3 protein-coding genes are annotated in these 6,508 nt (G+C 75.8%); all 3 read right to left on the bottom strand.

Features of this window, described 5'->3' with window-relative positions:
* Positions 1-73: 73 nt before the first annotated feature.
* On the bottom strand, positions 74-1,015 hold the full coding sequence (gene nudC, locus AC2CJA_RS22330; protein WP_484604465.1) for an NAD(+) diphosphatase: 942 nt from the start codon (positions 1,013-1,015) through the stop codon (positions 74-76).
* A 260-nt stretch (positions 1,016-1,275) separates the two neighbouring features.
* Positions 1,276-4,779, bottom strand: a complete 3,504-nt coding sequence (locus AC2CJA_RS22325) for an ATP-dependent DNA helicase (protein ID WP_484604466.1) — start codon at positions 4,777-4,779, stop codon at positions 1,276-1,278.
* A 188-nt stretch (positions 4,780-4,967) separates the two neighbouring features.
* Positions 4,968-6,508 (bottom strand): RecB family exonuclease (locus AC2CJA_RS22320; RefSeq protein WP_484604464.1); only part of this gene is annotated, 1,541 nt, incomplete at its 5' end.

Raw genomic sequence — 6,508 nt, 5'->3', positions numbered from 1 at the left:
GCCCGGGACCGGGCCGCGGCCGACGACAGGTGGCGTGCCCGGCATCCTGCGCCCGGCACCGCCGGGCGGCCCGTCACAGCGGATCCGGCAGCGGCTGCCCGTACCACAGCTCGATCAGCCGGGCCGCGATCGAGATGCCCGACGGCGGCAGCACCTCGCCGGAGGCGAACGCGGCGCGCAGTTCCTCCCGGGAGAACCAGCGGGCCTCCTCGATCTCCTCGCCGTCCACCCGGATCTCGGTGGAGGTGGCGTGCGCCACGAAGCCCAGCATCAGACTGGACGGAAAGGGCCACGGCTGGCTGGCGACGTACTCGACCCTGCCGATCGTGACGCCCGCCTCCTCCCCCGCCTCGCGGACGACCGCCTGCTCGATGGACTCGCCCGGCTCCACGAAGCCCGCGAGCGTGGAGAAGCGGCCCCTGGGCCAGTGCACCTGGCGGCCCAGCAGCGCGCGGCCCTCCGGATCCGTCACCAGCATGATCACGGCGGGGTCGGTGCGCGGGTAGTGCTCGCCGCCGCAGGCCGGACAGCGGCGGATGTGGCCGGCCGCTGCGATGACCGTACGCTCCCCGCAGCGCGAGCAGAAGCGGTGCATGCGCTGCCAGTTCTCCAGGGCCACGGCGTGCACCATCAGCTGGGCGTCGCGCTCGGACAGCAGCGTGCCCGCCTCCCGCAGCCCGGCCGGGCGGGCCGCGTCGTCCATCCGGCCCGGCAGCGCGTCCTTCTGCAGGGCGAAGTAGCGCACACCGTCCTCGCCGATGCCGAGGAAGTAGCGGTGCGCCTCGGTCAGCGGGGCGTCGAAGGACGGCATGGTCACCAGCTCGGCGCGGCCGTCCCCGGTGTCCTCGATCAGCACCTGCCCGCCGGACACCACGAAGCAGCGGGTCGTCGGGTGGCTCCAGGCCGCGCCGAGCCAGGCCTCGTCGAGCCGGTGGTGGGAGGCCCTGTCTATGCCGCCGGTGGCGGTGAGCGTGACCGGAGGACGGTCGGTGGTGTGGTCGGGCCAGGTGATCACGGCTGCTACCAACTTCCCCTGCTGCGTGAGCGGTGGTTCGGGTGCGTACGACGGCCGCCGGACCATCCCGTGCAGTCCGGGTGCGGTGGAAGACCCGTCCCCCTCCGTCCGCGGCGGCGCCCGCACACGGCCGTCCCGTCCGCTCCCCGTGCCGGGGGAGGCGGGGGCGCCGACCGTCCGCGGGGACGGCGGGCCGGCCTGCGGTGCGCGCGCGGACGACGGTGTCCACGAGCGGCCGGGGTGGTGCTCATGCCCTGAGCCTATCCGGCCGCCCCGCCCGGCCCTGAATCGGCCGCGGCGTCCCGCCGGGCGCCGGGACCGTCCCGCACGCCCGGGACGTCCGGAACATCCCGGGTGCCCACACCGTCCGCGTCTTCCGTGACTTCCGCACTTCCCGCGCCGTGCAGCAGCAGCCGTTCCAGGCCGGCCCGGCCCGGCAGCGGGGCCGGGCGGACCAGCTCCCCGCTGCGCACGTGGAGGAAGGCGGCGCGTACGGCCTCGGGCGGCAGTCCGTGCCGCTCGGCCCAGGCGAGGCGGTAGACGGCGAGCTGGAGCGGATCGGCCCTGCCCGACCGCCCGGTCTTCCAGTCGATGATCTCGAAGCGGCCCTCCCCGTCGCGGTACACCGCGTCGATCCGGCCCCGGATCACCCGGCCCGCGAGCACCAGCCGGAAGGGCTCCTCGACACGGTACGGGGCGCGGTGCGCGTAGGGGGTGCGGCCGAACGCCTCCTTGAGCGCGGCGAGGTCCTTCTCGTCGTCGATCCCCGCGTCGTCGCCGCCGGGGTACGCGTCGGCCCCGTCCCCGCCGCCCGGCAGTTCCTCGGGATCGTGCAGCGGCAGCTCCAGCTCCTCGAAGCGGGACTCCACCCAGGCGTGGAAGCGGGCGCCCCGGCGGGCGGCGGCGGGCCGGGGCGGCCGCGGCATGGGCCGGGCCAGGTCCCGTGCGAAGCCCCCGGGGTCGGCGGCCAGGCGTACGAGCTGGGTCGCGGAGAGAGCCGGGGGCAGCGGCACCTCCCGCACGCCCGACCGGGCCCTCCGCAGCTCGGCGGTGAGCGCCTCCATGTCGCGGTCCCAGGAGGCGACCTTCCCCGCGTCCCCGGCCGCGGGCTCCGGGGCCGGGGCGGGCCCCCCGGCCGGCTCGTCCGCGGACTCCTCCACCGGTTCCGGGGCCGGCTCACGGGCCGTACGGGGCCGGGGCAGTACGCGCCCGCCCGCCCGCCGGCCCGTCCGCCCGTCCAGGTGGGCCATGACGCGCCCGGCGGCGGTACGGCGGCGTGCCCAGGCCTCCGCGTCCAGCGGCAGGGGCCAGGCGCGCTCCTCGGCCGGCTCCTCCAGTGCCGGGTTCTCCTCGCCCTCGGCGGGCTCCTCCGCCCAGTGCTCGACCTCGCCGTGCCGCGGGTCGGCCTCGCAGTGCGCGCGCAGCGCCTCCAGGAAGGAGGAGGGGCCGCGCGGCTTCTTCTGGCTGGGGCCCCACCAGTGGCCCGAGCCCAGCAGCAGGGAGCGGGGGCGGGTGAAGGCGACGTAACCCAGCCGCAGTTCCTCGGTGCGCTGGTGGTCCCTGACCGCCTCTTCGTAGGCCTTGCGGTCCTTGGCCGTCCAGCCGGACAGCTTCGGCAGGGTCGCCGTGTCGCCGCGCAGCGCGGGCGGCAGCACCTTCGGCTGGGAGAGCCAGGACTCGCGGGCCTGCCCGCTGGGGAAGTTCCCGGCGACCAGCCCCGGGACGGCGACCACGTCCCACTCCAGGCCCTTGGACTTGTGCGCGGTGAGGACCTTGACGGTGTTCTCCTCGCCGGGCAGCGAGCTGTCCAGCCCCTTCTCGTACTCTGCCGCGGCGCGCAGGAAGCCCAGGAAGGCCAGCAGGGTGGACTGCCCGTCCAGCGAGGCGAATCCGGCTGCGACGTCCAGGAAGGTGCCGAGGGTCTCCCGGCGGCGGGCGGCCAGCGCGTGCGGGGACGCGGAGAGTTCGACCTCCAGGCCGGTGACGGACAGCACCCGGTGCAGCACGTCCATCAGCGGGTCGGCGAGTGAGGCCCGCAGATCGCGTATCTCCTTGGCCAGCCGGGCGAAGCGCACCCGTGCCTCGGCCGAGAACGGCAGCGGGTCGTCGTGACCGCCGGTGCCCAGGAAGGTGTCGAGGGCGTCGGCGAGGGAGACCACCTCGGCCGGGTCGGTGCCCTCCACGGCCGCCGCCAGCCGCGCCTCGGCACCGGCCTCCCCGCCGCCCGTACGCGGCCCGCCGGGCACCAGCAGCCGGGCGCGGCGGCCCAGCAGCGCGAGGTCGCGCGGGCCGATGCGCCAGCGCGGACCGGTGAGCAGACGCACCAGGGAGGCGTTGGCGGTCGGGTCCTGGAGGACCTCGCACATGGCGACCAGATCGGCGATCTCCGGCAGGTGCAGCAGTCCCGACAGGCCGACGACCTCGACCGGCACCCCGCGCTCCACCAGCGCGCCCTGGATCCGCGCGAAGTCGCCGGCGGTGCGGCACAGCACGGCGACCCGGCCGGGTTCGGTGCCGGTGTTCACCAGGTGGGCGACGGAGTCGGCCAGCCACGTGATCTCCTCGGCGTGGGTGCGCAGCAGCGCGCAGCGCACCAGGCCGTCGTGCTCGGCACCGGGCGCGGGGCGCAGCGCCTCCACTCCCGCGTGACGGGCGCGCAGCGGCGCGGCCAGGGTGTTGGCCAGCTCCAGCAGGCGTCCGCCGCTGCGGCGGTTCTCGCTCAGGGCGTGGCGGCGGGCGGGGGCGCCGTCGGCGAGGGGGAAGTGCTCGGGGAAGTCGTCGAGATTGGCCACGGACGCGCCGCGCCAGCCGTAGATGGCCTGGCAGGGATCGCCGACGGCGGTGACGGCGTGGCCGGCGCCTTCCGCCGCCCCCGGTGGGGACGCCCCCGCTCCGAACAGCCCGGACAGCATGACGCGTTGGGCCACGGAGGTGTCCTGGTACTCGTCCAGCAGCACCACCGCGTACTCCTCGCGCAGGATCCGCCCGACCTCGGGCACATCGCGCGCCAGGGACGCCGACAGTGCCATCTGGTCACCGAAGTCGAGGAGTTCACGCTCCCGTTTGCGCCTGCGGTACTCCTCGACGAGCCCCAGCAGTTCCAGGCGGCCCCGCACGGTCTCGGGCACCTTCCGCAGGGCGGCGTTGGTGAGCTTCACCGCGCCGCTCTCCAGCAGACCGAGCAGCTCCCGGTCGTACGCGCGCAGCCGCTCCGGATCCACCAGGTGCTCGGACAGTTCGCCGTCGAGGGCGAGAAGGTCGCGCACCAGCTCGCTGACGGACTTGGTCAGCGCCGTGAGGGGGCCGGGCGCGGTGCGCAGCACCGAGGCGGCGAGCTGGTAGCGGGTGGCGTCGGCCAGCAGCCGGGCGGACGGCTCGATACCCAGCCGCAGCCCGTGGTCGCCCAGCAGCTGCCCGGCGAAGGCGTGGTACGTGGAGATCCGCGGCTCGCCGGGCGGCTGTTCGGCCCCGGCGGGGTCGGGGTCGAGCACACCGGCCCTGTTCAGTGCCCCGCGCACGCGCTCGGCCAGCTCGCCGGCCGCCTTGTTGGTGAAGGTCAGGCCCAGCACGCGCTCGGGCGCGACCTGTCCGGTGCCCACCAGCCAGACCACCCGGGCGGCCATCACCGTCGTCTTGCCCGAGCCGGCTCCGGCCACGATCACCTGGGGCGCGGGCGGAGCCGTGACGCACTCCATCTGCTCGGCGGTGAAGGGGATGCCGAGGAGTCGCCGGAGGTCGTCGGGGTCGGTGAGCTGTGCGGGCACCCGCAAGACGCTAGCGTGCCGCGCCGACAGCCGCGGCACGGCGGCGGCGGGCAGGAGCCGCCGGCCGTGCGGCGCCCCCGTTCCGACGGGGCGTCAACCGCCCTCACACCGAGTCGTGTCGGCCAAAGTCCTCGCGCACCTCGATGTCCTCCCCGCGGCCGGTGAAGTCCGTCACACCCGGCCCGCGCTCACTGCACGATGTGGCGCCCCTCGGGGCGGGCACTGCACGCCCCCTTGAACGAGCAGGTGTCGCAGTGCCGTCCGGGAGAGGGCGTGAACCGCTCGTCCAGTACGCGCCCGGCGGCGTCGGCCAGCAGCTCGCCCACCCACTCCCCGTCCCCGTCGTGGGAGGACAGGGGAGGCTGCCGCTGCACGGCCGGGAGTTCGTCACCGCCCTCCTTCTTCGGCGCGCCGATCCTGAGCTGGACCAGTTCCGCGCCGCCCGGCTCCGGCCTCCCCTCGAAACCCTCGACTCCGTCGAGGGCGCCCTCGCGCACCGCGAGCTGGTAGACGGCCAGTTGGGGGTGGCGCTCGACCTCGGCCGCGGTCGACTTGCTCCTGCCCGTCTTGAAGTCGACGACGTACGCCCGGCCGTCCGGTCCGCGCTCGACCCGGTCCATGGAGCCTCGGACGCGGACCCGGTGGCCGCCCGCCTCCAGCGTCACGTCGAAGTCGTGCTCGGTGGCGGCCGTCTCGCGTCCGAGGTCGCGCTCGATCACATGCCAGCGCAGGAAGCGCTCCAGGGCGGCGCGGGCGTTCTCCCTCTCCTGCCGCGACTTCCAGGGCGCGTCGAAGGCGAGCGAGTCCCACACCGAGTCCAGCCGCTCCAGCAGGACGGACAGATCGGCGGGGGTGCCGCCGGAGGCGACCTCGTCGGCCAGGACGTGCACAACGTTGCCGAAGCCCTGGGCCGCGGTCGCGGGCGGCTCCGCCCTCACCTCGCGCCCCAGGAACCACTGGAGCGAGCAGGCGGTGGCCAGTTGGTGCAGCGCGCTGCCGGAGAGGGCGACCGGCCGGTCCCTGTCCCTCAGCGGCACCTCGCTGCGGGTCGGCTCGTACAGCCCCCACCAGCGGTGCGGATGGGCGGCGGGGACGAGGGGGACCCCGTCCTCGTCGCGCAGGGCGGCCAGGGCGGCCAGCCGTTCCGCGGCGGCCTCGCGCAGCGCGGGGGTCGCGTCGGGGTCGACGGTGGTGGCGCGCAACTCGGCGACCAGGGCGGACACCGACAGCGGGCGGCGCGGGCGGGCGGTGGTGTCCTTCGGCTCGACGCCGAGTTCGGTCAGGAAGCGGGAGGGCTGGTCGCCGTCCTCGGCCGCCGCCTTCACCGCGGTGACGACCAGACGGTCGGCCGCGCGGGTGGCCGCCACGTAGAACAGCCGGCGCTCCTCGGCCAGCATCGCGCCGGGGGTGAGCGGTTCGGCCAGCCCGTCGCGGCCGATCCGGTCGGGCTCCAGCAGGGAGCCGCGCCGCCGCAGATCGGGCCAGAGCCCCTCCTGCACCCCGGCGACGACCACCAGCCGCCACTGCAGGCCCTTGGCCCGGTGCGCGGTCATCAGCCGCACCGCGTCGGGGCGCAGCGCGCGGGGGGCGATGGTGTCGCCGGCGATGTCCTGGGCGTCCAGTTCCTCCAGGAAGTTGAGCGCGCCGCGCCCGCCGGCACGTTCCTCGGCCCTGGCGGCGGCGGCGAACAGCGCGCAGACCGCGTCCAGATCGCGGTCCGCGTTACGGC

The sequence above is a fragment of the Streptomyces sp. ATLC9 genome, assembly GCF_057196705.1.
The sequence above is the reverse complement of the archived record's forward strand: the minus strand, read 5'-3'. Positions and strand labels throughout refer to the sequence as shown.